At 73.0% G+C, this 25,571-nt stretch carries 23 protein-coding genes and 1 tRNA gene; 12 read left to right on the top strand and 12 right to left on the bottom strand.

The window, feature by feature from the left end; translation table 11 throughout:
• Positions 1 to 60 precede the first annotated feature (60 nt).
• The gene (locus ACZ50K_RS22555; RefSeq protein WP_468905793.1) at positions 61 to 591 is read right to left on the bottom strand and encodes an NUDIX hydrolase; all 531 of its coding nucleotides are present in this window, start codon (positions 589 to 591) and stop codon (positions 61 to 63) included.
• A 57-nt stretch (positions 592 to 648) separates the two neighbouring features.
• Here ACZ50K_RS22555 and ACZ50K_RS22550 point away from each other — a divergent pair, with 57 nt between their 5' ends.
• Positions 649 to 2,304: an FAD-binding dehydrogenase gene (locus tag ACZ50K_RS22550; RefSeq protein WP_468905790.1), complete on the top strand. Its 1,656-nt coding sequence runs from the start codon at positions 649 to 651 to the stop codon at positions 2,302 to 2,304.
• 41 nt (positions 2,305 to 2,345) lie between these two features.
• Here the strand turns inward: ACZ50K_RS22550 and ACZ50K_RS22545 are convergent, their stop codons facing one another.
• Positions 2,346 to 2,819 carry an ASCH domain-containing protein gene (locus ACZ50K_RS22545; protein WP_468905788.1) on the bottom strand — a complete coding sequence of 158 codons (474 nt, stop codon included), beginning with the start codon at positions 2,817 to 2,819 and terminating at the stop codon, positions 2,346 to 2,348.
• Positions 2,820 to 3,003: 184 nt separating this feature from the next.
• Here ACZ50K_RS22545 and ACZ50K_RS22540 point away from each other — a divergent pair, with 184 nt between their 5' ends.
• Positions 3,004 to 3,951, top strand: a complete 948-nt coding sequence (locus tag ACZ50K_RS22540) for a hypothetical protein (RefSeq protein ID WP_468905786.1) — start codon at positions 3,004 to 3,006, stop codon at positions 3,949 to 3,951.
• Positions 3,952 to 3,979: 28 nt separating this feature from the next.
• Positions 3,980 to 5,524 carry an APC family permease gene (locus ACZ50K_RS22535; RefSeq protein ID WP_468905784.1) on the top strand — a complete coding sequence of 515 codons (1,545 nt, stop codon included), beginning with the start codon at positions 3,980 to 3,982 and terminating at the stop codon, positions 5,522 to 5,524.
• A 103-nt stretch (positions 5,525 to 5,627) separates the two neighbouring features.
• On the opposite strand, the gene ACZ50K_RS22530 is transcribed toward ACZ50K_RS22535, so the two are convergent.
• A tRNA-Leu gene (locus ACZ50K_RS22530) sits at positions 5,628 to 5,715 on the bottom strand.
• Between the two features lie 204 nt (positions 5,716 to 5,919).
• Here ACZ50K_RS22530 and ACZ50K_RS22525 point away from each other — a divergent pair.
• Together ACZ50K_RS22525 and chpH are read left to right on the top strand one after the other, a co-directional pair.
• Positions 5,920 to 7,245 carry a M20/M25/M40 family metallo-hydrolase gene (locus tag ACZ50K_RS22525; RefSeq protein WP_150210646.1) on the top strand — a complete coding sequence of 442 codons (1,326 nt, stop codon included), beginning with the start codon at positions 5,920 to 5,922 and terminating at the stop codon, positions 7,243 to 7,245.
• A gap of 165 nt (positions 7,246 to 7,410) precedes the next feature.
• Positions 7,411 to 7,644: a chaplin ChpH gene (gene chpH / locus ACZ50K_RS22520; RefSeq protein ID WP_468905781.1), complete on the top strand. Its 234-nt coding sequence runs from the start codon at positions 7,411 to 7,413 to the stop codon at positions 7,642 to 7,644.
• Between the two features lie 62 nt (positions 7,645 to 7,706).
• On the opposite strand, the gene ACZ50K_RS22515 is transcribed toward chpH, so the two are convergent.
• Positions 7,707 to 7,895: a DUF5703 family protein gene (locus ACZ50K_RS22515; RefSeq protein WP_093657245.1), complete on the bottom strand. Its 189-nt coding sequence runs from the start codon at positions 7,893 to 7,895 to the stop codon at positions 7,707 to 7,709.
• Between the two features lie 47 nt (positions 7,896 to 7,942).
• Here ACZ50K_RS22515 and ACZ50K_RS22510 point away from each other — a divergent pair, with 47 nt between their 5' ends.
• Positions 7,943 to 8,602 (top strand): hypothetical protein, encoded by a 660-nt coding sequence (locus ACZ50K_RS22510; RefSeq protein ID WP_468905779.1) that lies wholly within the window; start codon positions 7,943 to 7,945, stop codon positions 8,600 to 8,602.
• Between the two features lie 43 nt (positions 8,603 to 8,645).
• Here ACZ50K_RS22510 and ACZ50K_RS22505 read toward each other — a convergent pair whose 3' ends face one another.
• Together ACZ50K_RS22505 and ACZ50K_RS22500 are read right to left on the bottom strand one after the other, a co-directional pair.
• Positions 8,646 to 11,252: an ATP-binding domain-containing protein gene (locus ACZ50K_RS22505; protein WP_468905777.1), complete on the bottom strand. Its 2,607-nt coding sequence runs from the start codon at positions 11,250 to 11,252 to the stop codon at positions 8,646 to 8,648.
• Positions 11,249 to 12,235, bottom strand: coding sequence for an aldo/keto reductase (locus ACZ50K_RS22500; RefSeq protein ID WP_468905775.1), 987 nt, complete (start codon positions 12,233 to 12,235; stop codon positions 11,249 to 11,251). The genes ACZ50K_RS22505 and ACZ50K_RS22500 overlap by 4 nt, the downstream gene beginning before the upstream one ends.
• A gap of 110 nt (positions 12,236 to 12,345) precedes the next feature.
• Here ACZ50K_RS22500 and ACZ50K_RS22495 point away from each other — a divergent pair, with 110 nt between their 5' ends.
• Together ACZ50K_RS22495 and ACZ50K_RS22490 are read left to right on the top strand one after the other, a co-directional pair.
• Positions 12,346 to 13,395 (top strand): LLM class F420-dependent oxidoreductase, encoded by a 1,050-nt coding sequence (locus ACZ50K_RS22495; protein WP_468905774.1) that lies wholly within the window; start codon positions 12,346 to 12,348, stop codon positions 13,393 to 13,395.
• A 227-nt stretch (positions 13,396 to 13,622) separates the two neighbouring features.
• A complete protein-coding gene (locus ACZ50K_RS22490; protein WP_468905771.1) occupies positions 13,623 to 14,411 on the top strand; it encodes a ferritin-like domain-containing protein in 789 nt (262 codons plus the stop codon).
• Positions 14,412 to 14,483: 72 nt separating this feature from the next.
• On the opposite strand, the gene ACZ50K_RS22485 is transcribed toward ACZ50K_RS22490, so the two are convergent.
• Entirely contained in the window at positions 14,484 to 15,485 is a 1,002-nt protein-coding gene (locus tag ACZ50K_RS22485; RefSeq protein ID WP_468905769.1) for a magnesium and cobalt transport protein CorA, read from the bottom strand.
• Positions 15,486 to 15,540: 55 nt separating this feature from the next.
• Here ACZ50K_RS22485 and ACZ50K_RS22480 point away from each other — a divergent pair, with 55 nt between their 5' ends.
• From ACZ50K_RS22480 to mshC, 4 genes are all read left to right on the top strand, one after another.
• Positions 15,541 to 16,245, top strand: coding sequence for a histidine phosphatase family protein (locus tag ACZ50K_RS22480; protein ID WP_468905767.1), 705 nt, complete (start codon positions 15,541 to 15,543; stop codon positions 16,243 to 16,245).
• Positions 16,246 to 16,312: 67 nt separating this feature from the next.
• Positions 16,313 to 16,903, top strand: coding sequence for a DUF3090 domain-containing protein (locus ACZ50K_RS22475; RefSeq protein ID WP_468905765.1), 591 nt, complete (start codon positions 16,313 to 16,315; stop codon positions 16,901 to 16,903).
• Positions 16,867 to 17,709 carry an SCO1664 family protein gene (locus ACZ50K_RS22470; RefSeq protein WP_468905764.1) on the top strand — a complete coding sequence of 281 codons (843 nt, stop codon included), beginning with the start codon at positions 16,867 to 16,869 and terminating at the stop codon, positions 17,707 to 17,709. Before ACZ50K_RS22475 ends, ACZ50K_RS22470 begins: the two co-directional genes overlap by 37 nt.
• 109 nt (positions 17,710 to 17,818) lie before the next feature.
• The gene (gene mshC / locus ACZ50K_RS22465) at positions 17,819 to 19,048 is read left to right on the top strand and encodes a cysteine--1-D-myo-inosityl 2-amino-2-deoxy-alpha-D-glucopyranoside ligase (protein ID WP_468905762.1); all 1,230 of its coding nucleotides are present in this window, start codon (positions 17,819 to 17,821) and stop codon (positions 19,046 to 19,048) included.
• A gap of 87 nt (positions 19,049 to 19,135) precedes the next feature.
• Here mshC and ACZ50K_RS22460 read toward each other — a convergent pair whose 3' ends face one another.
• From ACZ50K_RS22460 to ACZ50K_RS22440, 5 genes are all read right to left on the bottom strand, one after another.
• Positions 19,136 to 20,200, bottom strand: coding sequence for a PAC2 family protein (locus ACZ50K_RS22460; protein WP_468905761.1), 1,065 nt, complete (start codon positions 20,198 to 20,200; stop codon positions 19,136 to 19,138).
• Between the two features lie 125 nt (positions 20,201 to 20,325).
• Positions 20,326 to 21,948, bottom strand: coding sequence for a glycerol-3-phosphate dehydrogenase/oxidase (locus tag ACZ50K_RS22455; protein WP_468905758.1), 1,623 nt, complete (start codon positions 21,946 to 21,948; stop codon positions 20,326 to 20,328).
• A 49-nt stretch (positions 21,949 to 21,997) separates the two neighbouring features.
• Positions 21,998 to 23,539, bottom strand: coding sequence for a glycerol kinase GlpK (gene glpK / locus ACZ50K_RS22450; protein WP_468905756.1), 1,542 nt, complete (start codon positions 23,537 to 23,539; stop codon positions 21,998 to 22,000).
• A 63-nt stretch (positions 23,540 to 23,602) separates the two neighbouring features.
• Entirely contained in the window at positions 23,603 to 24,385 is a 783-nt protein-coding gene (locus tag ACZ50K_RS22445; RefSeq protein WP_468905754.1) for an MIP/aquaporin family protein, read from the bottom strand.
• Positions 24,386 to 24,724: 339 nt separating this feature from the next.
• On the bottom strand, positions 24,725 to 25,492 hold the full coding sequence (locus ACZ50K_RS22440) for an IclR family transcriptional regulator (RefSeq protein WP_468905752.1): 768 nt from the start codon (positions 25,490 to 25,492) through the stop codon (positions 24,725 to 24,727).
• Positions 25,493 to 25,571: the final 79 nt, after the last annotated feature.

Below are 25,571 nucleotides of genomic sequence, written 5' to 3'. Positions count from 1 at the left end.
GCCCGGCCCGCCACTCGGGGAGCCCCCCACCCGGCCGCCCCGCCGTCCGGCCGCGCCCGCTCACCCCGGCCGGCCGCCGCCGCGGAACTCCACCAGCCGCCGGTAGGCCGCCAGCCCGTCCGGCACCCACGGCCGGTCGCCCCGCTCCACCCGCCGGGCCAGCTCCGCCTCCGGCAGGAAGGTGTGCCAGGCCACCTCGGACTCCTGCGGCCGGACCGCCTCCGCCTCGCACCGCACCTGGTGCACCGCCGACCACCACGACCCGCCGGGCCCCTCGTAGAGGAACGAGAACAGGAACTCGGGCTGCGGCAGCCCGCTCACCCCGAGCTCCTCGCCCGCCTCCCGCAGCGCCGCCTGCGCGTAGGACTCCCCGGCGCCCACCACCCCGCCCACGAACATGTCCCAGTGGGAGGGGAACACCAGCTTCGACGCGGTCCGCCGGTGCACGAACACCCGCCCGCCGGCGTCCCGGGCCAGCACGAACACGCACCGGTGGATCAGGCCCCGCGCGTACACCTCGCCGCGCGGCGCCTGCCCGAGGACCCGGTCCTCGCGGTCCACCACGTCCAGGATCTCTTCCGCAGCACTCACGGAACTCATCCAAGCACCACGGTTGACGGGTTACCGCCGCGTAGCCAGGATCTCCGCATGACGTACGACGCAGACGTGATCGTGATCGGGGCCGGGCTGGCGGGCCTCGCGGCCACCGCGGAGCTGGCCGACGCGGGCCGCAAGGTCATCCTGCTCGACCAGGAGCCCGAGCAGTCCCTCGGCGGCCAGGCCCACTGGTCCTTCGGCGGCCTGTTCTTCGTGGACTCCCCCGAGCAGCGCCGGCTGCGGGTCCGGGACAGCCGGGAGCTCGCCCTCCAGGACTGGCTGGGCACCGCCGGCTTCGACCGCCCCGAGGACGCCTGGCCCCGCCGCTGGGCGGAGGCGTACGTCGACTTCGCGGCCGGCGAGAAGCGCCCCTGGCTGCACTCCCAGGGCGTCCGCTTCTTCCCCGTGGTGGGCTGGGCCGAACGCGGCGGCTACGACGCCACCGGGCACGGCAACTCGGTCCCCCGCTTCCACATCACCTGGGGCACCGGCCCCGGCCTGCTGGAACCCTTCGAGCGCCGGGTCCGGGCCGGAGTGGCCCGCGGCCTGGTCCAGCTGCGCTTCCGGCACCGGGTCACCGGGCTGTCCCGCACCGCCGGCACCGTGGACACCGTCACCGGCGAGGTCCTGGTCCCCTCCGAGGCCGTACGCGGCACCGCCAGCAGCCGCGAGACCGCCGGGGAGTTCTCCCTGCGCGCCCAGGCGGTGATCGTCACCTCCGGCGGCATCGGCGGCAACCACGACCTGGTCCGCGCCCAGTGGCCGGACCGGCTCGGCACCCCGCCCGCCCGGATGCTCTCGGGCGTCCCCGCCCATGTGGACGGACTGATGCTCGGCATCACCGAGGCGGCGGGCGCCAGCCACATCAACCGGGACCGGATGTGGCACTACACCGAGGGCATCGAGAACTGGAGCCCGATCTGGGACCGGCACGGGATCCGGATCCTGCCCGGCCCCTCCTCCCTCTGGCTGGACGCCACCGGCCGCCGGCTGCCCGTACCGCTCTTCCCCGGCTTCGACACCCTGGGCACCCTCGACCACATCATGAAGACCGGCCACGACCACACCTGGTTCGTCCTCAACCAGCGCATCATCGGCAAGGAGTTCGGACTCTCCGGATCCGAGCAGAACCCCGACCTGACGGGCCGGTCCGTGCGGCAGGTCATCGACCGGGCCCGGCAGGCCGTCCCCGGACCGGTCAAGGCCTTCATGGACCACGGGAACGACTTCATCGTGGAACGCGAACTCTCCGACCTGGTGCGCCGGATGAACGGACTCACCAAGGAAGACCTGATCGACGAGGACGCCCTGCGGCGCGAGATCACCGCCCGCGACCGGGAGATCGCCAACCCCTTCGGCAAGGACCTCCAGGTCACCGCCGTGCACGCGGCCCGCAAGTACCTCGGCGACAAACTGATCCGGACCGCCGCCCCGCACCGGATCCTCGACCCCAAGGCCGGCCCGCTGATCGCGGTCCGCCTCTCCATCCTGACCCGCAAGTCCCTCGGCGGCCTGGAGACCGACCTGCACTCCCGGGTGCTCACCCCCGAGGGCGACCCGCTGCCCGGGGTCTACGCGGCCGGCGAGGCCGCCGGCTTCGGCGGCGGAGGGGTGCACGGCTACCGCGCCCTGGAGGGCACCTTCCTCGGCGGCTGCATCTTCTCCGGCCGGGCGGCCGGCCGCGCGGCCGCGGCGGCGGTCTCCTGACCGTCCCCGCACCGGCCCGGCCGGCTCACCGACCCGCCGGGTCAGCGGGCCGGCCCGGCGTCCCCGGCCTGGTTTCCGGCCGGCCCGGCGTCCCCGGGTCGGCCCACCACCCGGAAGCGCTCCAGCACCACCACCGTGTCCTCGTCCACGGTGAACCCCGGATCTCCCAGCACCTCCCGAAGTTCCGGCGAATGCCAGAACTCCTCGTGCGCCAGCCGCCATTCGGCCACCGAGGTGTGGCCCTCGCCCTCGTCGAGCACATGCGGCAGGTCCACTTCGGCCAGCCGCACCGTGCGGACCGCAGTGATTTCCAGCACAGCAACGCCCTGCCCCGCAGAGTCCAGCAGCAGGCTCCGGTCACCCACCGAAGGCAGCGGCTCGCGCTCCGCCTCGTACTCGGCGAGCAGGCCCGTGGTGGAGGTCTTGGCACCCGCCAGCACCGCGCCGACCAGCCGGTCGCGCAGCGGTCCGGGGAAGGCGAGCAGGAAGGGGGGAAGGGCTTCGTCCATGGTCATCGGGTCAGCCTAGACCTGCCGCCCACCCGCGCACGAACCTCTACAACCAACTCAACTTACCCGTGAGGACGAGCAGTTGAAACGCGCCACGCAGTGGACTGGACCTTGACTCGGAGCTGTGCGTACCGCTTTGCTGTGCGTGATCATCCCGACCGTAGCTCGCGTCCTGGAGGGAATTCCGCGGATGTCCCCCCCTCCGCCGCCTCTCGGCCGCTCCCGGAAGCGGGACACCCAGCTCTTCGACCCGGCCCTCTGCGACGCCGAACTGGTCGAGGTCCGCACCCGGTTCACCCAGGGCCGCTGGTCCAGCGCCCGCACCCTGCTCGCCGACACCGGCGACGACTGGGACCGCCGGGGCCACCGGCTCGTCGTCCTCGCCCAGACCCCGGCCGCCACGGCCTGGGCCGGCGAATGGCTGCTGGCCGAACCGGAGAGCGCCGACGCGGCCACCCTGCACGCCTGCGCCGGAGTCTTCGCCGCGCTGCGCGGCAAGGCCTCCGCCCAGGACGCCGAGGAGGCCTGCCGCCGGGCCGCCGCCCTCCACCCCGCCGACCCCACCCCCTGGCTGGGCCTGCTGATGCTCAGCCGGGCGTACGGCAGCGAGGAGGAGTTCACCCGGCACTTCGACCAGGTCCGGGCCCGCCACCGGGAACACCACCACGCCCACCACCTGATGGTCGCCAAACTCGCCGAGCGCGCCCCCGGCGCCGGCCACGACCCGCTCCACGAGGTCTACGACTTCGCCAACTGGGCCGCCGAGGAGTCCCCGGCGGACTCCCCGCTCGCCGTCCTCCCGGTGGTCGCCCACGCCGAGCGCTACCGCGTCCTGGCCGGCCTGCACGGCCACACCTTCGAGAGCGCCGCCCAGCACTGGGCCGGCCGCCGCGCCCGCCAGGTGCTGCGCTCCGCCTTCGACTGGTGGCTGGAGTGGGAACGCGAGGACCACCCCCGCAACCGGGTCGACCTCAACTTCCTGGCCCACGCCAAACTCTGCGAGGGCCGCCCCGCCGAGGCCGCCGCCCTCTTCCACCGGATCGGGCGGCACGCCACCCACGCCCCCTGGTCCTATCCCGACCTCGACCCCCACAAGGCCTTCCTCGCCGCGCGCAGTGCCGCGCTCGGCTCCGCCTGAACGCGCAGACCCCGAAAGGACCACCCGCATGGCGACGGGCAGATCCAACACGCTCACTCCCGCGGCCGAGATCCGCACCTACAAGGGCCAGGACCGGGCCCTGCGCGCCGACCGCCTCGGCACCGCGGGCCTGCTCCTCTCGGTGCTCGCCGCCAGCGCCCCCCTGATGGTGGTCGCCGGGGTGATGCCCACCACCTTCGGGGTGATGGGCGTCGTCGGACAGCCCCTGCTGTTCGTGATCCTCGGCATCGTCCTGGGCCTGTTCGCCGTCGGCTACGCCGAGATGAGCCGGCACGTCCACAACGCCGGCGCCCTGTACGCGTACATCGCGCGGGGTCTGGGGCCCACCGCCGGAGTCGGCGCCTCCCTGGTCGCCCTGGTCGCCTACAGCGCCATGCAGGTCGGTGTCTTCGGCATCCTCGGCTTCGAGATCTCCGGACTCTTCGCGACCTATCTGGACACCGAGGTCGCCTGGTGGATCCCGGCCCTCCTCGCGGTCGCCGCGACCGGCGCCCTCGGCTGGCTCAAGATCGACCTGAACGCCCGGGTCCTCGGCGTCCTGCTGCTCATCGAGTGCGTCCTCGTGGTGATCTTCGACATCGCCGCGATCGCCGAGCCGGCCAAGGAAGGCCTCTCGCTGCACGCCTTCAACCCCGAGACCCTCTCCGGCGCCGGCCTGGGCACCGCCCTCTGCTTCTGCATAGCCGCCTTCGTCGGCTTCGAGCAGTCCCCGGTCTACGCCGAGGAGACCAGCAAGCCGCACATCGTGGTCTCCCGGGTGATGTTCCTCGCCATCGGCTTCGTCGCGGCCTTCTTCGCCTTCAGCGCCTGGGCCCTCACCGTCGCCACCGGCCCCTCCGAGGTCGTGAAGACCTCCGCCGAGAACGGCCCCGGCCTGCTGTTCTTCCTCACCGAGGCCCGTCTCGGCGAGACCTTCACCGACGTACTGCACGTCCTCTTCGTGACCGGCATGTTCGCGGCCATGCTCAGCTTCCACAACGTGGTCGCCCGCTACGCCTTCGCGATGGGCCGCGAGGGCCTGCTGCCCGCCGTCTTCGGCCGCACCAACGCGGGCACCGGCGCCCCGGCCACCGGCTCCCTGCTGCAGACCGGTGTGGCCGCTGCCGTCGTGATCGCCTTCGCGGTCACCGACGACAAGCCGGTCGGCGACCCCACCGCCCCGGTCCTGCACCTCTTCACCTGGATGGGCAGCGTCGGCGCCCTGGGAGTGACCCTCCTGATGGCCGCCGCCTCCTTCGCGGTGATCGCCTTCTTCGTCCGCCGGGGCACCGCCGGGGCCCAGGTGTGGCGGCTGACGGCCGCCGCCCTGGCCGGTCTGGCCCTGCTGGCCATCGCCGTGTACACGGTCAAGGACTTCGGGGTGCTGGTCGGGGCCGCCGACGGCTCCGCGCTCAGCTGGCTGCTCCCGGGCATCATCGGCGCCGCTCTGCTGGCGGGCCTGGGGTACGGCCTGGTGCTGCGCAGCCGCCGCCCGGAGGTGCACGCCCGGATCGGGCTGGGCAACGAGGCCTTCCGCCTCGACCAGGCCGCCGAGGCCGGGACCACCGACTGACCCCCGCCCCCGCCCCGCCGCGCCCTTCCGGGCGGCCGGGGCCGGGGCAGGCCGCGTACGGGCACGACAAGAAGGACCCCGCCGGAGCGGGGTCCTTCTGTGTTGGTGTCCGAGGGGGGACTTGAACCCCCACGCCCGATAAAGGGCACTAGCACCTCAAGCTAGCGCGTCTGCCATTCCGCCACCCGGACAAGGTGTCTGTCTCGCGTCCCTGGCGGGCCGCTCCGACGAAGAGAACATTACCAGGGATTCGGAGTGCCCCGATCGCCGCCCGATCCCATCCCGATCAGCGTCTCCCCGCCGTCCGCTCGGCGGGGAACCGCCTTGGGGTCCGGAAGCCGGAGCGGGAGGATGGGGGCGGTACATCCGATCAGTGGCCAGTGGGAGGAAGCAGCGTGAGCGAGTCGAGCGCGGGCAGGACCGTCTCCGGCGAGGACGAGGTCGTCGACCTCTGCCGGGACCTCATCCGGATCGACACCAGCAACTACGGGGACCACTCCGGCCCGGGTGAGCGCAAGGCCGCCGAGTGGGTGGCCGAGAAGCTCGCCGAGGTGGGCCTGGAGCCGCAGATCTTCGAGTCCCACAAGGGGCGGGCCTCGACGGTGGCCCGGATCGAGGGGGAGGACCCCTCGCGGCCGGCCCTGCTGATCCACGGGCACACCGACGTGGTCCCGGCCAACGCGGCCGACTGGACGTACGACCCCTTCGCGGGCGAGATCGCCGACGGCTGCGTGTGGGGCCGCGGCGCCGTCGACATGAAGGACATGGACGCGATGACCCTCGCGGTGGTCCGCGACCGGCTCCGCAGCGGCCGCAAGCCTCCCCGTGACATCGTGCTGGCCTTCCTGGCGGACGAGGAGGCCGGCGGCATCTACGGGGCCCGGCATCTGGTCGACAAGCACCCGGGCCTCTTCGAGGGCGTCACCGAGGCCATCGGCGAGGTCGGCGGCTTCTCCTTCACGGTCAACGAGAACCTGCGGCTGTACCTGATCGAGACCGCCCAGAAGGGCATGCACTGGATGCGGCTCACCGTGGACGGCACAGCCGGCCACGGCTCCATGACCAACAACGACAACGCGATCACCGAGCTGTGCGAGGCGGTGGGCCGGCTGGGGCGGCACCAGTTCCCGGTGCGCGTCACCAAGACCGTCCGGTCCTTCCTCGACGAGCTCTCCGACGCGCTCGGCACCCCGCTGGACCCCGAGGACATGGACGCCACGCTGGCCAAGCTCGGCGGTATCGCCAAGATCATCGGGGCCACCCTGCGGAACACCGCCCAGCCGACCATGCTGGGGGCCGGCTACAAGGTCAACGTGATCCCCGGCCAGGCCGTGGCGCACGTGGACGGCCGGTTCCTGCCCGGTTACGAGGACGAGTTCCTGGCCGACCTGGACCGGATCCTCGGCCCCCGGGTCAAGCGGGAGGACGTGCACGGGGACCGGGCGCTGGAGACCGACTTCGACGGCCGGCTGGTGGACGCCATGCAGGGCGCCCTCAAGGCCGAGGACCCGATCGCGCGGGCGGTCCCGTACATGCTGTCCGGCGGGACCGACGCCAAGTCCTTCGACGACCTCGGGATCCGCTGCTTCGGCTTCGCGCCGCTCCAGCTGCCCCCGGAGCTGGACTTCGCCGGCATGTTCCACGGAGTGGACGAGCGGGTTCCGGTCGACGGCCTGAAGTTCGGCGTCCGGGTCCTGGACCGGTTCATCGACAACTGCTGACCGCCGGAGGGCGATCGGGCCCCGGTTAACGCCGGGGAATCGGGAAGGTGTGCGCATCTCACTGGGAAGAGTGAATGCACTCATACGCTCGTAGCCCCGGTGGGAACTCCTCGTTACAGGTGGTGCGGTCCGCGGCTGGGACCGCATTGCCTACTAGGAGGAATCATGATCAAGAAGGTTGTCGCCGCTGCGGCTGCCACCGGTGGCCTCGTTCTCGCCGGTGCGGGCATGGCCATCGCCGACGCCGGTGCCCAGGGTGCGGCCGTCGGTTCCCCCGGCGTCCTGTCCGGCAACGTCGTCCAGGTCCCGGTCCACGTGCCCGTGAACGTCTGCGGCAACACGATCAACGTGATCGGCCTGCTGAACCCGGCCTTCGGCAACACCTGCGTCAACGCCTGAATCTGACGCCGGCAGTACCTGGCCCCGGAGCGCACTCCAGCGTTCCGGGGCCGCCCCGTTTCTCACCAGGTGGCGCGGACCTGACGGATGATCCGCCGGCGCAACCGCACCCGCCTGCTGCCGTCTCTGAGCAGTGTCAGCCGGTCCAGTTCCCAGTGGCCGTACTCGGCATGGTCGGTCAGCAGCCGTGTCGCCTCCTTCCGGGAGACCCCTCGCGGCACGTACACGTCGACAAATTCGTATTCCGGCATCGCATCTATTGTGCGGGCAGCGCCCCGCTACGGATAGCGTCTGCACTATGTCTGATGCCGCTCTGCCCACCGTTGCCGAGGTACGCGCCGCCGCCGAGGCGGTCAAAGCCGCACTGGACCGTCACCTCGCGGCGGTCGAACGCCGGTCCGGAGACGAGGACCCGGACGTCTACGTGGCGTTCAACGAACTGGCCGCCGCGGCCGAGGAATACGACGAACTCCTCTACGAGAGGTACGACGAGGTCACCCCCTTCGAGATCCCGGCCACCGAGGACGGGGTCCCCTACACCGGCCCCGCCGAACCCACTTCCTTCAGCGTCCTGATCCGCCGTGACTACGCCGTGGTCGAACCGCAGCGGCTGGTCGCCCAGGCCGAACGCGTCGCCGCCCACGACCGGGACGCCGACCTCGGCGACGGCGCCGGCACGGCCGGTGCCCTCGGAGTGCTCTTCGGCGAGTACGAACCCGACGAAATCGCCTCCCGGTACAAGGAGTTCGGCCTGGAGGAAGGCGACTCCACCCTCTGGGTCACCGCCGCCGGCGGACAGGCCCCCGAACCCGGGGAATGGCTCAACGCCCCCTTCGACCACGCCGATCCGGAACATGTGCTGCACCGCTTCGACGTGAGCTCCGTCTTCGACGAGGAATACGACGACACCGAGGAAGCGGACGAGGACGACGGCGCGGCCCTCGGCCGCCGCCGCTAGCAACACCCGCCGCCGGGGGCCCTGTTCGGGCCCCCGGCACCCGTCACTCGGCCGGGCCGGCCTGCCCCGCCGGAACCGCCGCCGCGTCCGCGGCCAGGGCCCGCAGCAGCCCGGTCAGCCGGGTGGTACGCGGCTTCGGCAGCACCCCGGCCACCGCCTTCGGCAGCGCCTGGTCCACCCCGTGCACCACCGAAAGGTGCCGCTCCGCCCGGCCGAAGGCCGTGTACACCCAGTCCCGGGACAGGCCCTGCGCCGCGTCACCGGGCAGCACCACCACCACGGCCGGCCACCGCCCGCCCACCGCCTGGTGCCCGGTCACCGCCCAGCCGTGCCGCACCTCCACCGCCACCCGGTCCCTCGGGACGAGGACCGGGCCGCGGCCCGTCTCCAGATGCAGGCCCTCCGCGTCGGCCGACAGCACCCGACCCGCCACGGCCCGCCCCGGGGCCGGCACGTACACCACCCGGTCCGCCGGGTCGAAACCGCCGAACCGGCCCGGACCCGGGTTCAGCCGCTCCTTCAGCGCCGCGTTCAGCGCCCGGGTGCCGGCCGGACCGCCGTGCCCCGGGGTGATGACCTGGACCCCGTCCGGCCGCACCCCGAAGGCCCGCGGCACCGACTCGGCCACCAGCTGCACCGTCCGGTGCACCGCCTCGCCGGGGTCCCGCACCGGGACGATCACGACCTCCTTGCCCGGAGCGTCGACCTGGTTCAGCTCACCGATGCCGATGCCCGACACCAGCTCGCCGATCGGACCCGGATCCGGGGTCCGGGACACCACCTGCGGGCAGTTCCGGGCGGCCAGCAGATCCGCGAACACCCGGCCGGGACCCGCCGAACCGAGCACCGCCGGATCCCCGGACAGCACCAGCCGGGCCCCGTCCGGCACCGACTCCACCAGCGCCGCCCCGCTCTCCACATCCAGCTGGGGGGCGTCCAGCACGATCAGCAGGTCCAGCTCCCACTGCCCGTCGGCGTCACGCGCCGGACCCTCGGTGCCGGCCAGCAGCCCGGCCACCGTGACCACGCCCGAACCCGGCGGCGGGTTGTGGGCGGCCGCGCAGGCGCGCAGCCCGAGCCGGTGGGCGGCGGCCAGCAGGGCCAGCGGCTCGGCGCGGGCCGCCTCCCCGCCGGTGTGGGCGACCAGACCGTGGCCGGAGACGGCCCGCAGCAGGTCCACGGCGGACGGCGAGGGCGCGGCCTCGGCGGCGGCCCGCCAGGCCTCCGGGGCCGGGCCCGAGCCGTCCTCCGGCACGAAGGTGCCGGCCAGGCGGGCCAGACCGTCCGCGAGGCTCTCCTCGGCCAGCGCGGCCCCCTCCAGGCCGACCAGCAGCCGGAACGGCTGCTCCTCGCCCTCCGGGACCGGGTCGCCGACCGCCTCCTGGAAGACCAGGACGGCACCGTCGGCGATCGCCCGCTCCAAGGCCTCCTCCGGATCCGGAACGGTGTACTGCGCGAGCGCGGAACCCAGCACGGTGGTGTCCAGCACGGTGTGGCCCTTGAGGGCTGCCTGCGCCAGCAGCCAGCCGACCAGGGCGGTGGTACGGCGCTCGTCGCCGGGACCGCAGTCCGCGCCGAGCAGGGCGCGGGCGAAACCGTCGGCCTGGGAGGGGCGGACGGAAGGGACCGCCAGCAACTGCCAGGGGTCGGCGGCCAGCCGTTCCGCGGCCGCCGGGCCGAGGACCCCGGCGGCCGGGCCGGCCAGCGCCTCCGGCGCCCCGGCCCCGCCGAGCAGGGCCCGCACGGCCTCGACGGCCGCCGCGTCGGGAGCCGCCACCGGGCTGCCGTGGCCGCCGTGGCCGGGTTCGGGGCGGCGGCCCTGTACGTCGCGCGGGGGCTCGGGGGACTGGCCCTGGGGGGTGCGGGGGGCGGGGGTGGCCGGGCGGCGGGGCGGGATGTCCGGGGCACCATCGAAATAGGCCGAACCCGAGGCCGAACCCGAGACCGGGGCCGGGGGCTTGTCCCCGCTCTCCACGGCACGGACCGCGGCGAGCAGATCGGCGGCCTTGCCGCTGAGGGCGGCGCCGGCCTCGATCGGAGCGGTCCGCTCCGCCTTGCGGCGCGCGATGCGCTCCCGCTCCACCTTCTGCGCCGCCAACTCCGCCGCCGCCTCACTGACCCCCGCCTGCGCCTCCCCACCCGCCGCGGCCCCGTCGCCGGCCGACTGGGCCTCGGCACCGGCCTGCCCGGCCCCGCCCGACTCCTGCGCGGGCTCGGGGGTCTCCGGCTCGGGCTCGGCGTCGTGCGGTGCGGCGGGGGCTTCGCCGCCTGCGGCGCCTTCTCCCACCCCGCCCCTTCCCGAAACCGGGGGCTCCGCCCCCGGCCCCCTGTCCACGACGGCTCCGCCGGGCGCCAAGCCCCCGTCGGCGCCGGCCTCGGCGGTACCCGCCGGGCCCGTGGCCCCGTCCGCCCCGGCTTCGCCGGTGGCGAGGCCCGCGTCCGCCCCGGCCTCGGCCGTATCGGCCGGGACGCCGCCCTCGACGGCTCCGCCGTCCCCGCCCGCCCCGGCTCCGCCGGGCGCCAGGCCCGCGTCCGCCCCGGCCTCGGCCGCATCCGCCAGGCCCGGGTCCCCGGCGGGTTCGCCGGGTGCGAGGTCCTCGGGCGGGGTCGGGTCCGGGGTGGGGGAGGGGTCCGGGGTGGGGGTGGTCACAGGGTGCTCCAGTCCTGGTCGGGGTAGCGGTGCACCGGGGCCGATACGTCGTCCAGTGCTTGGCGGATCTCCTCGGGAAGGTTAAGGGCCTCCGCCGACATGGCCTCGCCGAGCTGCGCGGATGTCCGGGCGCCGACGATCGGCGCGCTGACGCCGGGGCGGTCGCGGACCCAGGCGAGGGCGACTTGGAGGGGGGTGACGGCCAGGCCGTGCGCCGCGGTGGCGACCGCGTCGACGATGCGGGCGGCCGGTTCGTCGAGGTAGGGGTCGACGAAGGCGGACATGGTCTCCGAGGCGCCCCGGGAGTCCGCCGGGATCCCGGTGCGGTACTTGCCGGTGAGGACGCCCCGGCCGAGCGGGGAGGAGGGGAGCAGGCCGACGCCCAGGTCGAGCGCGGCGGGCAGCACCTCGCGTTCCACCCCGCGCTGGAGGAGGGAGTACTCCATCTGGGTGGAGGCCAGCCGGGTCCGGGTGCCGCCGGTGGCGGCCAGTTGCCAGGTCGCGGCCTTGGCCAGCTGCCAGCCGGAGAACCCGGCGACCCCGGCGTACCGGGCCCGGCCGCTGCTCACCGCCAGGTCGAGCGCCTGGAGGGTCTCCTCCAGCGGGGTGGCCGGGTCGAAGGCGTGAACCTGCCAGAGGTCCACCCAGTCGGTGCCGAGGCGGGCCAGTGACTCGTCGAGGGCGGCGAGCAGATGGCCGCGCGAGGCGTCGGTCCGGCGGTCGGGGGCGCGTACCGAGCCGGACTTGGTGGCGATCACCAGGTCCTGGCGCGGCACCAGCCCGCCGACCAGCTGGCCGAGGAGGTACTCGGCCTCGCCGCCGCCGTAGACGTCGGCGGTGTCGACCAGGTTGCCGCCGGCCTCCCAGTAGGTCTTCAGCTGGTCGGCCGCCGCCCGGTCGTCCGTGTCCCGGCCCCAGGTGAGGGTGCCGAGGCCGATCCGGGACACGCGCAGGCCGGTGCGGCCGAGATGCCTCTGCTCCATGAGGGGGAGCGTACTGGGGCGCGGACGGGGCGCTGACGGACGGCGCCCCGGCGCGCTACAGTCCCCGCAGACCTACGTTACTGATCGGTAAATCTGTGAGGGGACGACCTATGCGGCTCGGCATCAATCTCGGGTACTGGGGTGCGGGCATGGACGCCGACAACCTCGCCGTCGCCCAGGAGGCGGACCGCCTCGGCTACGACGTCTGCTGGGCGGCGGAGGCCTACGGTTCGGACGCCCCGACCGTGCTGGCCTGGGTCGCGGCGCAGACCGAGCGGATCGACGTCGGCTCGGCGATCCTGCAGATCCCGGCCCGTCAGCCGGCGATGACCGCGATGACCGCGGCCACCCTGGACTCGCTGTCCGGCGGCCGCTTCCGGCTCGGCCTCGGGGTGTCCGGCCCGCAGGTCTCCGAGGGCTGGTACGGGGTGAAGTTCGACAAGCCGCTGGCCCGCACCCGCGAGTACGTGGAGATCGTCCGCAAGGCGATGAGCCGGGAGCGCCTCACCCACGAGGGCGAGCACTGGACCCTGCCGCTGCCCGGCGGCCCGGGCAAGGCGATCAAGCTGACGGTGCACCCGGAGCGCGAGCACATCCCGCTGTACATCGCGGCGATCGGTCCGAAGAACCTGGAGCAGACCGGTGAGATCGCCGACGGCGCGCTGCTGATCTTCCCCTCGGCCGCGCATCTGGAGGAGACCGCGCTCCGGCACATCCGGGCGGGCCGGGAGAAGGCCGGGCTGACCCTGGACGGCTTCGACGTGTGTCCGACCGTGCCGCTGGCCGTCGGTGCGGACGTGACCGCCCTGGCGGACATGTTCCGGCCGTACACCGCGCTGTACGTGGGCGGGATGGGCAGCCGGAAGCAGAACTTCTACAACCAGCTCGCCCAGCGGATGGGATACGAGAAGGAGGCCGCCGAGATCCAGGACAAGTACCTGGCGGGCGACAAGCAGGGGGCCGCCGCGGCCGTTCCGCAGTCCCTGATCGACTCCACCAGCCTGCTCGGCCCGGTGGAGCGGATCGCCGACGGGATGCGGGCCTACGCGGAGGCGGGGGTCACCACGCTGACGCTGGCTCCGGCCGGGTTCACCCTGGACGAGCGGCTGGCCGCGCTGCGGGCCGGAACCGAGGCGATGGAGCGGGCCGGACTCGCCTGACCCGCTCCTCGCTGGGAAGCACCGCGGCCGTGGTGGGGGCTCGGGGGGTCTTCCCCGCCACGGCCGTCACCCCCATCAACGCGCGGCCCGCCCGCGGGGTTACGCCCCCGGGCGCACCCCTTCGAGTCCTTCCTTCGGCCGAGCGGTTCGGGGATGCGGTTGCCCGGTCGCCCGATCGGGACTTGAGTGGGTGGCCGGGGGGTGTCCTTCACGCCCGGAGGTGGACCGTGCTCTCAGCCCGCAGCCTGTTCCAGGAGATCGTCGACGACGACGGCTCCTTCCAGCTGTTCTGCTCCATCGCGGCCAGCGGCGAGGCCCAGGGCGGCTGGGAGAACGCCCGGATCGCGGCCCTGGTGCCGGAGGGCATGCGCGAGCTGGCCCCCAAGATCACCCGGCACGGGGCCGACGAGGACAAGCACGGCCGGATCTTCCGCGCGCTGCTGCGCAAACGCGGGCTGGACCCGGTCCCGGTGCCGCCGGAGACCGACTACACCATGCTGCTGGAGCGGCGCGGCATCGGGCTGGCGCACAGCAGGCTGCGCGCCGACCGGCCGCTCACCGAGGAGGACGTCGTCGTCTACCTCGCGCACAGCCGGGTCACCGAGCAGCGCGCCGCCGACCAGATGGAGATGCTGGTCGGCCACTTCGGCGACCACCCGGAACTCGGCAAGGCCATCCGGATGATCAGCGGCGACGATGACAACCACCTGGCCTACTGCCACGAGGAGCTGCTGCGGCTGGCCGCCCTCGGCCACGGCCGGACCATCCAGCGGGTGCTGCGCGAGAGCGCGCTGAACGAGATCGCCGTCTACCGGGACGTCAGCCTGGCCGTGATGGACCACATGGGCCGGCTGCTGGGCTGGCCGAAGCCCAAGGCGGCGGCGCTGGCGGCCGGGATCCGCGGGATGTACGCGTACGAGCGGTTCAGCGGCTGGCACCGGATGGTGGCCCTGCGGATGCCGGAGCGGCGCGACGCCCTGGGCGGCCGGCCGGTCACCTCGCCCGAGTTCGCCTGAGCCCCGCGCGCCCGCCCCGGCGGGTGCGTCCCGGCGGGTGCCTCCGGGGGCGTCCGGGACCGGCCGGTTCGGCTACAGCCAGCCGCGGCGTTTGAACAGGCGGTGCAGGGCGAAGCAGGTCAGCGCCATCAGCACCAGCACCGCCGGATAGCCCCACCAGCGGCCGAGCTCCGGCATGTGCTCGAAGTTCATCCCGTAGATCCCGGCGATCATGGTGGGCACCGCCGCCATGGCCGCCCAGGCCGAGATCTTCCGCATGTCGTCGTTCTGCCGGACCCCCATCTGCGCCAGGTGCGCGGCCAGGGCGTCCGACAGCAGCCGGTCCAGGCCCTCGATGTACTCGTTGGCCTTGGTGAGGTGGTCGGCGACATCGCGGAAGAAGGGGCGGGAGTGCTCGTCCACGAACGGCAGGGTGCCGAACGCCAGCCGGTTCATGGGCTGCAGCAGCGGACTGGTGGCCCGGCGGAACTCCAGCACCTGCCGTTTGAAACCGTAGATCCGGGCCGCGACCCCCTTGGCGTCCCGGGTGGCCGGGGCGGTCGGGGCGAACACGTCGGCCTCCAGCTCCTCCAGATCGGCCTGGAGCTCGGCCGCCACCTCGATGTAGTGGTCGACCACCGCGTCGCTCACCGCGTACAGCACGGCCGTCGGGCCGTGCCGCAGCACGTCCGGCTCCTGCTCCAGCCGGTGCCGGACATCGGTCAGGGCGCCGAAGTCCCCGTGCCGGACGGTGACCACGAAGGAGTCGCCGATGAAGACCATCAGCTCGCCGGTGGAGACCTGGTCGGTGGTGTCGTCGTAGGCCACCGGCTTGAGGACCGCGAACATCGAGTCGTCGTAGACCTCCAGCTTCGGACGCTGGTGCGCGGTCAGCGCGTCCTCCACCGCCAGCGGGTGCAGACCGAACTCCCGGCTGATGTGCTCGAACTCCTTCTCGGTGGGCTCGTGCAGGCCCACCCACAGGAACGCGTCGCCGGTGGACCGGGCCTCGGCCAGGGCCTCGGAGAAGTCCTCCGGGCCGTCGGTCCGCCGGCCGTCCCGGTAAATCGCGCAGTCCACCATCACGCGGCGCATTCTTCCCTGCCCGGGCCGCCCCCGCACACACGGCCCACCGCCTACCCTTGCCACCATGGCCACGCTGATCCTCGTACGTCACGGGCGGTCCACCGCCAACACCGCCGGACTGCTCGCCGGATGGACCCCCGGAGTGGTCCTCGACGAGCACGGCGCGGCCCAGGCCGCCGCCCTGCCCGGCCGGCTCGCCGGGCTGCCGCTGGCCGCCGCCGTCAGCAGCCCGCTGGAGCGGTGCCGGCAGACCCTGGAGCCGCTGCTCGCCGCCCGCCCCGAGCTGGTCCTGCACACCGACGAGCGGATCGGCGAGTGCCACTACGGGGACTGGTCGGGCCGCAAGCTGGCCGAGCTCGCCGACGAACCGCTGATGCGGACCGTGCAGCAGCACCCGTCCGCGGCCGCGTTCCCGGGCGGCGAGTCGATGCGCGCCATGCAGGCCCGCGCGGTGGACGCGGTCCGCGACTGGAACGGGCGGATCGCCGCCGAGCACGGCGAGGACGCCGTCTACCTGATGTGTTCGCACGGCGACATCATCAAATCCGTGGTCGCGGACGCGCTGGGCATGCACCTCGACCTGTTCCAGCGGATCCACGCCGACCCGTGCTCGGTCACCGCGATCCGTTACACCGCCAACCGCCCCTTCCTGCTCCGGCTCGGGGACACCGGGGACTTCGCCGGACTGGCCCCGCGCCCCGAAGGGGCCGGCCCGGCCGACAAGCCCGCCGGGGACGCCGTGGTCGGCGGTGGTGCGGGCGCCGGGTGATCGAACGCACAGTAGGGTGGACCGACCGCCCGCCTACGCACTTGATGCCGAGACTTGGAGACTGGACGTGCCCCGTCAGGTGTTCCTCTACGACCCGCCGGACCGCTTCGTAGCCGGTACGGTCGGACTGCCTGGCCGCCGGACGTTCTTCCTCCAGGCCTCCGCCGGACCCCGGGTCACCAGCGTCTCGCTGGAGAAGACCCAGGTCGCCGCGCTGGCCGAGCGGATGGACGAACTGCTGGACGAGGTCGTGCGGCGCACCGGGGGCAACGCCCCGGTCCCGGCCGTCGCCCCGGCCGAGGTCACCGACACCGCCCCGCTCGACGTCCCGGTGGACGAGGAGTTCCGCGTCGGCACCATGGCCCTGGCCTGGGACGGCGAGGAGCAGCGGATGATCGTCGAGGCGCAGGCCCTGGTGGAGCTCGACGCGGACACCGAGGAGGACCTGGCCGAGGCCGAGGAGCGGCTGCTCCAGGACGAGGAGAACGGCCCCCCGATGCTCCGGGTCCGGCTCACCGGCGCACAGGCCCGGGCCTTCGCCAAGCGGGCCCTGGACGTGGTCAACGCGGGCCGGCCGCCGTGCCCGCTGTGCAGCCTCCCGCTCGATCCGGAAGGCCATGTGTGCCCGCGCCAGAACGGATACCGGCGGCAGGCATGACCGCCGCGACCGCCACCGAGGAACTGCTCGCCCGGGGTGAGCTCACCGTCCGCGGCCGGATCGCCGAGGCCTCCAACGCGGTCCTGCTGTGCACCGCCGAACTCGACGGCCTGACCGCCGACTGCGTCTACAAGCCGGTCCGCGGGGAGCGCCCGCTCTGGGACTTCCCGGACGGCACCCTCGCCCAGCGGGAGGTGGCCGCCTACCTGGTCTCCGAGGCCACCGGCTGGGGCCTGGTGCCGCCGACCGTGCTCCGGGCCGGCCCGTACGGCGAGGGCATGGTCCAGTACTGGATCGAGGGCGCGGGCGAGCAGGACCCGGAGGGCGCCCTGCTGGCCCTGGTGGACGCCGAGGAGCCGGGGGAGGGCTGGAAGGCGGTGGCCTTCGCCGAGGTCGGCGAGGGGCGCACGGCCCTCCTGGTGCACGCCGACGACCCCCGGCTGCGGCGGCTCGCCGTGCTCGACGCGGTGATCAACAACGGTGACCGCAAGGGCGGCCACCTGCTGCCCGCCCCGGACGGGCGGCTCTACGGCATCGACCACGGAGTGACCTTCCACACCGAGGACAAGCTGCGCACCCTGCTGTGGGGGTGGGCTGGGGAGCCGCTCACCGGGGAGGCCGTCGAGGTCCTCGGGACGCTGGCCGACCGGCTGGCCGAAGGGGCCCCGCTCGCCACCCGTCTGGCCGAACTGATCACCCCCGCCGAGCTGGCCGCCGTACGGGACCGGGTGGCCGGTCTGCTGCGTACACGGATCCACCCCGCCCCGTCCGGGGACTGGCCCTCGATTCCCTGGCCCCCCGTCTGACCTGCGCAGGGGGACCCGCACACCGGTCCGCGGAGCGCAAGAGCGCCGATCCGGCCAACAGTACGGATCCGGTTCGTTTCCGGAACATCCGTCCGGTTAGGCTCATGGCATGCATGCCTGGCCCGCTTCTGAGGTTCCCGCCCTTCCCGGCAAGGGCCGCGACCTCCGGATCCACGACACCGCGACCGGCGGGAAGGTCACCCTTTCCCCCGGTCCCGTCGCCCGTATCTACGTCTGCGGCATCACCCCGTACGACGCGACCCACATGGGTCACGCGGCGACCTACAACGCGTTCGACCTCGTACAGCGCGTGTGGCTCGACACCAAGCGGCAGGTCCACTACGTCCAGAACGTCACGGACGTGGACGACCCGCTCCTGGAGCGGGCGCTGCGCGACGGCCACGACTGGACCGAGCTCGCCGAACGCGAGACCGCGCTCTTCCGCGAGGACATGACCGCCCTGCGGATGCTGCCCCCGCGGCACTACATCGGCGCCGTCGAGGCCATACCGGGGATCGTCCCGCTGGTCGAGCGGCTCCGGGACGCGGGCGCCGCCTACGAGCTGGAGGGCGACGTCTACTTCTCGGTCGAGTCCGACCCGCACTTCGGCGGGGTCTCCGGACTCGATGCCGCCGCGATGCGGCTGCTGTCCGCCGAGCGCGGCGGGGACCCGGACCGACCCGGCAAGAAGAACCCGCTCGACCCGATGCTGTGGATGGCCGCCCGCGAGGGCGAGCCGAGCTGGGACGGGGCCTCGCTGGGCCGCGGCCGGCCCGGCTGGCACATCGAGTGCGTGGCCATCGCCCTGGACCACCTGGGCATGGGCTTCGACATCCAGGGCGGCGGATCCGACCTGGCCTTCCCGCACCACGAGATGGGCGCCTCGCACGCCCAGGTGCTGACCGGCGAGTTCCCGATGGCCAAGGCGTACGTGCACGCCGGCATGGTGGGCCTGGACGGCGAGAAGATGTCGAAGTCCCGGGGCAACCTGGTCTTCGTCTCCGCGCTGCGCCGCTCCGGGGTGGACCCGGCCGCGATCCGGCTGGCCCTGCTCTCCCGCCACTACCGGTCCGACTGGGAGTGGACCGACCAGGTCCTCGCCGAGGCCGTGGCCCGGCTGGACCGCTGGCGGGCCGCCGTCTCCCGGCCTGACGGACTGTCCGCGGACGCCCTGGTCGAGGAGGTCCGGGAGGCCCTGGCGGACGATCTGGACGCCCCGGCGGCCCTGGCCGCCGTGGACCGCTGGGCCGAGCGGCAGCTGGCCTCGGGCGGCGAGGACGAATCGGCCCCGGGCCTGGTCTCCCGCACGGTGGACGCCCTGCTGGGCGTCGCGCTGTAGCCCGGCCCCCCGACGGGCCCCGCACGACACGGCGGGCCGGCACCCACAGGGTGCCGGCCCGCCGTCGTGTTCCCGCCTCCCGGAGGCTCAGGCCTCCGGGGTGCCCGGACCGTCCGGTGCCTCCGGCGCCTCGGGCGTCCCGGACGCCTCGGAGGCTCCGCCGGGCCCGCCGGTCCCGGGCTCCGGCTCCGGTCCCGCCGCCGGGGGTTCCTCGGCGCGGCGCGGCGGTGGCCGGTCCGAGGTCCGGCCGCTGTTCGGGTCGCGGAAGTACGAGGCGTCGCCGCCGTCCGCACCGGGCCCGGGACCGGCCGCGGGGTCCCGCCGCCGCAGGTACCGCTCGAACTCGCGGGCGATCGCGTCCCCGGAGGCCTCCGGCAGGTCCGCGGTGTCCCGGGCCTCCTCCAGCGTCTGGACGTACTCCGCCACCTCGCTGTCCTCGGCGGCCAGCTGGTCCACGCCCAGCTGCCAGGCCCGCGCGTCCTCCGGCAGCTCGCCCAGCGGGATCCGCAGGTCGATCAGGTCCTCCAGCCGGTTCAGCAGCGCCAGCGTGGCCTTCGGGTTCGGCGGCTGCGACACGTAGTGCGGCACCGCCGCCCACAGCGACACCGCGGGCACCCCCGCGTGCGTACAGGCCTCCTGGAGGATCCCCACGATCCCGGTGGGGCCCTCGTAGCGGGTCTCCTCCAGGTCCATGGTCCGCGCCAGGTCCGGATCCGAGGTGACCCCGGAGACCGGCACCGGACGGGTGTGCGGGGTGTCGCCCAGCAGGGCCCCCAGGATGACGACCATCTCCACGCCCAGCTCGTGGGCGAACCCGAGGATCTCGTTGCAGAACGACCGCCACCGCATGGACGGTTCGATGCCGCGGACGAGCACCAGGTCGCGGGGTTTGGCGCCGCCGATCCGGACCACCGAGAGCCGGGTCGTCGGCCAGGTGATCTTCCGTACTCCGTTGTCCAGCCACACCGTCGGCCGGTTCACCTGGAAGTCGTAGTAGTCCTCGGCGTCCAGTGCCGCGAAGACCTCGCCCTTCCACTCCCGGTCCAGGTGCGCCACCGCACCGGAGGCCGCGTCGCCCGCGTCGTTCCAACCCTCGAACGCGGCCACCATGACCGGGTCGATCAGCTCGGGCACGCCCTCCAGCTCGATCACCCAGGTCTCCTTCCGAAGTTCCCTCGTGTACGGGGGCCAGCCTATGCCTTGGGAGGACACCTGTTACAGCCCACGGCAAAGGGGCGGTTCCGCCCGGAACCGCCCCTGCCCAACCCGGGTGCCGGCTATGCCTTCTCGGCCAGCATCTCCTCGACCCGGGCCCGTACGGACGCGTCGTCCAGGCCGCGGACCGTCACCGTGGTGCGCCGGCGCAGCACGTCGTCGGCGGTCTCCGCCCACTCGTGGTCGCGGGCGTAGGCCACCTGCGCCCAGATCTCCGGCCCGTCCTCGTGGATCCGCTCGCCGAGCTCCGGCTTCTCGTTGACCAGACGGGCGATGTCGAAGGCCAGCGAGCCGTAGTGGGAGGCCAGGTGACGGGCGGTCAGCGGGTCCATCCGCATGCCCGGCTCACGGTCCACCAGCAGCCGGTGGGCCACCGCGTTGGGGTTGGCGACACCGGGCAGCGGCACCCGGCGGACCAGCGACTTCACCGGTTCCATGTCCTCGGTCAGCGGGCTGCCGGGGAGCTTGGCCAGCTTGTCCATGACCACCCGGCCGATGTGCCGGTAGGTGGTCCACTTGCCGCCGGCCACCGACAGCATGCCGCCGGCGCCCTCCGAGACCACGGTCTCCCGCTTGGCCTTCTCCACCCCTCCGGGGCCGCCGGGCAGCACCCGCAGGCCGGCGAAGGCGTAGGTCATCAGGGAGCGGTCGAGGTCGGCGTCCTTCACCGAGAACGCCGCCTCGTCCAGGATCTGCTGGATGTCGGACTCGGTGGCGCGGACATCGCCCGGGTCGCCCTCGTAGACCTCGTCGGTGGTGCCGAGCAGCAGCTGGTCCTCCCAGGGGAGGGCGAAGGTGATGCGGTACTTGTCGATCGGGGTGGCCATCGCGGCCTTCCAGGGCGACTTGCGCTTCATCACGATGTGCGCGCCCTTGGACAGCCGGATGGAGGGCAGGCAGTGCTTGTCCTCCATGCGCCGCAGGTGGTCCACCCACGGGCCGGTGGCGTTGAGCACCACCCGGGCGTCCACACCGAACTCGGTGCCGTCCAGGCGGTCCCGCAGCTCGGCCCCGGAGACCCGGCCGCGGGTCTTGCGCAGACCGGTGACCTCGGCGTGGTTGAGGACCACGGCGCCCGACTCCACGGCCGCGCGGACCGTCATCACGGCGACCCGGGAGTCGTTCATCTGGTGGTCGTAGTAGACCGCGACGGCCTTGAGGTCCTCGGTCCGCAGACCGGGGTTGTCGGCGGCGGCACGGGCCGGGGATATGACCTTGCCCATGCCGTCGCCGAAGGCCGAGAGGGCGGAGTAGGCGAAGACGCCCGCGCCCAGCTTGGCCGCTCCGACCGGCCCGCCCTTGTAGACGGGCAGGTAGAAGGTGAGCGGGTTGACCAGGTGCGGGGCCACGTCCTTGGCCAGCACCCGGCGCTCGTGGTGGTTCTCCGCGACCAGCTTGACCGCGCCGGTCTGCAGGTAGCGCAGACCGCCGTGGACCAGCTTGGAGGAGGCCGAGGAGGTGGCGCCGGCGAAGTCGCCGGCGTCCACCATGGCGACCCGCAGACCCGACTGCGCGGCGTGCCAGGCCACCGAGGTGCCCAGGATTCCGCCGCCGATGACCAGCAGGTCGTACGTGGCCTTCGCCAGCTGCTCGCGGGTCTCGGCGCGGCTCGCCGTCCGGGACGAGCCCAGCGAACCGGTGGTCGGGTGCGTGCCCGTGACGGGCTCGCTCTGCAGGCTGCTCATTGTCTTGGCTCCTTCGTCGTCGCTTGCGCCGGTCGATCCGGGGGAGGGATCAGCTGGCGTCTTCGTCGTCGACCCAGCCCATGGTCCGCTCAACGGCCTTGAGCCAGCTCTTGTACTCGCGGTCCCGCTGCTCGGCGGGCATCCGCGGGGTCCACTCCGCGGCCCGCCGCCAGTTGGCGCGCAGGGCGTCGGTGTCGGGCCAGAAGCCGACGGCCAGGCCGGCGGCGTAGGCGGCACCGAGGCAGGTGGTCTCGGCGACCATGGGACGGACCACGGGGGCGTCCAGGAAGTCCGAGAGGGTCTGCATCAGCAGGTTGTTGGAGGTCATGCCGCCGTCGACCTTGAGGGCGGCGAGCTCGACGCCCGAGTCCTTGGTCATGGCGTCGGTGATCTCGCGGGTCTGCCAGGCGGTGGCCTCCAGCACGGCACGGGCGATGTGCGCCTTGGTGACGTAGCGGGTGAGGCCGGCGATCACACCGCGGGCGTCGGAGCGCCAGTACGGGGCGAACAGGCCGGAGAAGGCGGGCACGAAGTAGGCGCCGCCGTTGTCCTCCACCGAGGAGGCCAGGGTCTCGATCTCGGCCGCGGACTTGATCAGGCCCATCTGGTCGCGCATCCACTGGACGAGCGAGCCGGTGACGGCGATGGAGCCCTCCAGCGCGTAGACCGGCTTCTGGTCGCCGATCTGGTAGCCGACCGTGGTCAGCAGGCCGCTGTAGGAGTTGATGATCTTGTCGCCGGTGTTCATCAGCATGAACGTGCCGGTGCCGTACGTGGACTTGGCCTCGCCCTCGGCGAAACAGGTCTGGCCGAACAGCGCGGCCTGCTGGTCGCCCAGTGCGGAGGCGACCGGCACGCCCGCCAGGGCGCCCTCCTTGACCTCGCCGTAGACCTCGGCGGAGGACCGGATCTCGGGCAGGACGTTGACGGGGACACCCATGGACTCGGCGATCCGCTCGTCCCACTCCAGGGTGTGCAGGTTCATCAGCATGGTGCGGGAGGCGTTGGTGACGTCGGTGACGTGCACACCGCCGTCGGTGCCGCCGGTCAGGTTCCAGATGACCCAGGAGTCCATGGTGCCGAAGAGGATGTCCCCGGCCTCGGCGCGCTCGCGCAGGCCCTCGACGTTGTCGAGCAGCCAGCGGACCTTGGGGCCGGCGAAGTAGGAGGCCAGCGGCAGGCCGGTCTCGCGGCGGAAGCGGTCCTGGCCGACGTTGCGGCCGAGCTCCTTGCAGAGGCCGTCGGTGCGGGTGTCCTGCCAGACCAGCGCGTTGTGCACCGGGCGGCCGGTGTGGCGGTCCCAGAGCAGGGTGGTCTCGCGCTGGTTGGTGATGCCGACGGCCTTGACGTCCGCCGCGGTGAAGCCGGGAATGTCGCGGGCCGCCTTGGCGATGGCCCCGGCCACCACCTCCTGGACGTTCGCCCAGATCTCGTCGGCGTCGTGCTCGACCCAGCCCGGCTTCGGGAAGATCTGCTCGTGCTCCTTCTGGTCGACGGCGACGATCCGGCCGTCACGGTCGAAGACGATGCAGCGGGAGGAGGTGGTGCCCTGGTCGATCGCGGCGATGAAGGGGCCGGTGCTGCTGGTCATGGTGGCTGCTCCTGGCAAGTCTCGTGAGTGGCTGTAGCGGTTGCGGATGCTGTCGCGGGGCTATCAGGCGAACGCGATGTTGTACAGACCGCCGGCGAGCAGGGCACCGACGAGCGGGCCGGCCACCGGGATCCAGGAGTATCCCCAGTCCGATCCGCCCTTGTTGGGCAGCGGAAGCAGGGCGTGCACGATGCGCGGACCGAGGTCGCGGACCGGGTTGATGGCGTAGCCGGTCGGGCCGCCGAGCGAGAGGCCGATGCCGACGACCACGAAGGAGGTGATCAGGACGCCGATCACGCCGAGGCCCTTGCCGTCCGCCTGGAGGCCCTGGGTGAGGATCGCCAGGACCAGGACGGCGGTGCCGATGATCTCGGTGGCGAGGTTCTGCACCACGTTCCGGATCTCGGGGCCGGTGGAGAAGATGCCGAGCACCGGGCCGGCCTGGTCGTGCGGGTGCGGGTCCTCGGGGCCGAGCGTGGCGTCCTTGATGTTGTCCGGGTCGGCGAGGTGCACCCGGAACTGGCCGTAGTACGTGACCCACATCAGCACCGCGCCGAGCATGGCGCCGAGCAGCTGGCCGGCCAGGTAGACCGGCACGTCGCCCCAGGCCCCGTCCTTGACGGCGATGCCGACGGTGACGGCCGGGTTCAGGTGCGCGCCGGAGAGCGGCGCGGACACGTAGGCGGCGATCAGGACGGCGAATCCCCAGCCGAAGGTGATCGCGAGCCAGCCCGCGTTGCGGGCCTTGGAGCTCTTGAGGGTCACTGCGGCGCAGACGCCACCGCCGAGCAGTGTGAGCAGGGCGGTACCGATGGTCTCGCCGATGAAGATGTCGGAGCTGGACACCCGCGACTCCTTTGTCCTACGTCCAGAGGGTGGGTGGAAACCGGGTCCCGTCCGGTCTCCGCGCGCACTCGGTGAGTGCTTCACCGGTCCTGGCCTTGTCGCATCCTAGCGCGTATTGCCGGTAGCTGTTCGACAATGCCGACCGATGAACGGCAGTTTTCCGGCCATCTAAGGAATGCGTCAAGGGTTGGCCAGGCCAGATTGCCGGATCGTTACCACTCGGTACGATCGACCAAATCAGGCCATCTTGCATCCGGATCCAGTCGAAACAAGGTCAGAAAACACCAAAAGAGGCCACATGGTGGCCTCCAGGTGGGGTGGAACCCGCTAAGGGGAAGGTCAGAACCGGCCCGCTCCGAGATCGCGGGAAACCGCCCGTGCGCAGTCGCGGACGGAGGCGACCAGGCTCGCCCGGGGCTCTCCGTTCTCCCCGCAGACCCGCTCCACGGCGCCCGCCAGGGCCACCGCGCCCACCGGCATCCGGCGCCGGTCGTGGATCGGCGCCGCCACCGAGGCGATGCCCTCCCAGGTCTCCTCCACGTCCGAGGCCCAGCCCCGGGCCCGGGTCAGCGCGAGCACCGTCTCGAAGCCGTCCAGGGCGGTCACCGTGCGCGGGGTGAAGGCCTCCCGCTCCACCTCGGCGGCCTGGCTGTGCGCCACCGGGTCGTAGGCCGACAGCACCTTGCCCAGGGCCGTGGAGTGCAGCGGCTGCATGGCCCCCACCTCCAGCACCTGGCGGCTGTCGTCCGGCCGGAACACGTGGTGCATGATCAGCACCCCGCTCTGGTGCAGCACCCCCACGTAGACGCTCTCGCCGCTCGCCCGGGCCAGGTCGTCCGTCCACACCAGGGCGCGGGCGCGCAGCTCGTGCACGTCCAGATAGCTGTTGCCCAGGCGTAGCAGCTCGGCGCCCAGCTGGTACCGGCCGGAGGCCGCGTCCTGCTCGACGAAGCCCTCGGCCTGGAGGGTCCGCAGGATCCCGTGCGCCGTCCCCTTGGCCAGGCCGAGCGAGGACGCCACGTCCGACAGCCCCAGCCGGCGCTCCCCGCCGGCCAGCAGCCGCAGCATCGCAGCGGCTCGTTCGAGCGACTGGATGTTCCGTGCCATCGCGCAGCCTCCTCCTGCTCACACGTTGTTCGACAATGCCGAACTCTATCGGTCGATGCCGACCTCGCGCACTGTTGAC

The sequence above is a fragment of the Streptomyces sp. NPDC033845 genome, from assembly GCF_055576225.1.
Note: the sequence above shows the minus strand (reverse complement) of the source record. Positions and strands in the feature narration are given on the sequence as shown.

Excerpts from the sequence above, each read along its gene's own strand:
- ACZ50K_RS22440 (WP_468905752.1), bottom strand. The coding sequence starts at position 25,492 with ATGGCACGGAACATCCAGTCGCTCGAACGAGCCGCTGCGATGCTGCGG.
- ACZ50K_RS22545 (WP_468905788.1), bottom strand. The coding sequence starts at position 2,819 with ATGACCATGGACGAAGCCCTTCCCCCCTTCCTGCTCGCCTTCCCCGGA.
- glpK (WP_468905756.1), bottom strand. The coding sequence starts at position 23,539 with ATGACCAGCAGCACCGGCCCCTTCATCGCCGCGATCGACCAGGGCACC.
- ACZ50K_RS22455 (WP_468905758.1), bottom strand. The coding sequence starts at position 21,948 with ATGAGCAGCCTGCAGAGCGAGCCCGTCACGGGCACGCACCCGACCACC.
- ACZ50K_RS22485 (WP_468905769.1), bottom strand. The coding sequence starts at position 15,485 with ATGCGCCGCGTGATGGTGGACTGCGCGATTTACCGGGACGGCCGGCGG.
- chpH (WP_468905781.1), top strand. The coding sequence starts at position 7,411 with ATGATCAAGAAGGTTGTCGCCGCTGCGGCTGCCACCGGTGGCCTCGTT.
- ACZ50K_RS22550 (WP_468905790.1), top strand. The coding sequence starts at position 649 with ATGACGTACGACGCAGACGTGATCGTGATCGGGGCCGGGCTGGCGGGC.
- mshC (WP_468905762.1), top strand. The coding sequence starts at position 17,819 with ATGCATGCCTGGCCCGCTTCTGAGGTTCCCGCCCTTCCCGGCAAGGGC.
- ACZ50K_RS22535 (WP_468905784.1), top strand. The coding sequence starts at position 3,980 with ATGGCGACGGGCAGATCCAACACGCTCACTCCCGCGGCCGAGATCCGC.
- ACZ50K_RS22480 (WP_468905767.1), top strand. The coding sequence starts at position 15,541 with ATGGCCACGCTGATCCTCGTACGTCACGGGCGGTCCACCGCCAACACC.
- ACZ50K_RS22515 (WP_093657245.1), bottom strand. The coding sequence starts at position 7,895 with ATGCCGGAATACGAATTTGTCGACGTGTACGTGCCGCGAGGGGTCTCC.
- ACZ50K_RS22510 (WP_468905779.1), top strand. The coding sequence starts at position 7,943 with ATGTCTGATGCCGCTCTGCCCACCGTTGCCGAGGTACGCGCCGCCGCC.
- ACZ50K_RS22540 (WP_468905786.1), top strand. The coding sequence starts at position 3,004 with ATGTCCCCCCCTCCGCCGCCTCTCGGCCGCTCCCGGAAGCGGGACACC.
- ACZ50K_RS22495 (WP_468905774.1), top strand. The coding sequence starts at position 12,346 with ATGCGGCTCGGCATCAATCTCGGGTACTGGGGTGCGGGCATGGACGCC.
- ACZ50K_RS22500 (WP_468905775.1), bottom strand. The coding sequence starts at position 12,235 with ATGGAGCAGAGGCATCTCGGCCGCACCGGCCTGCGCGTGTCCCGGATC.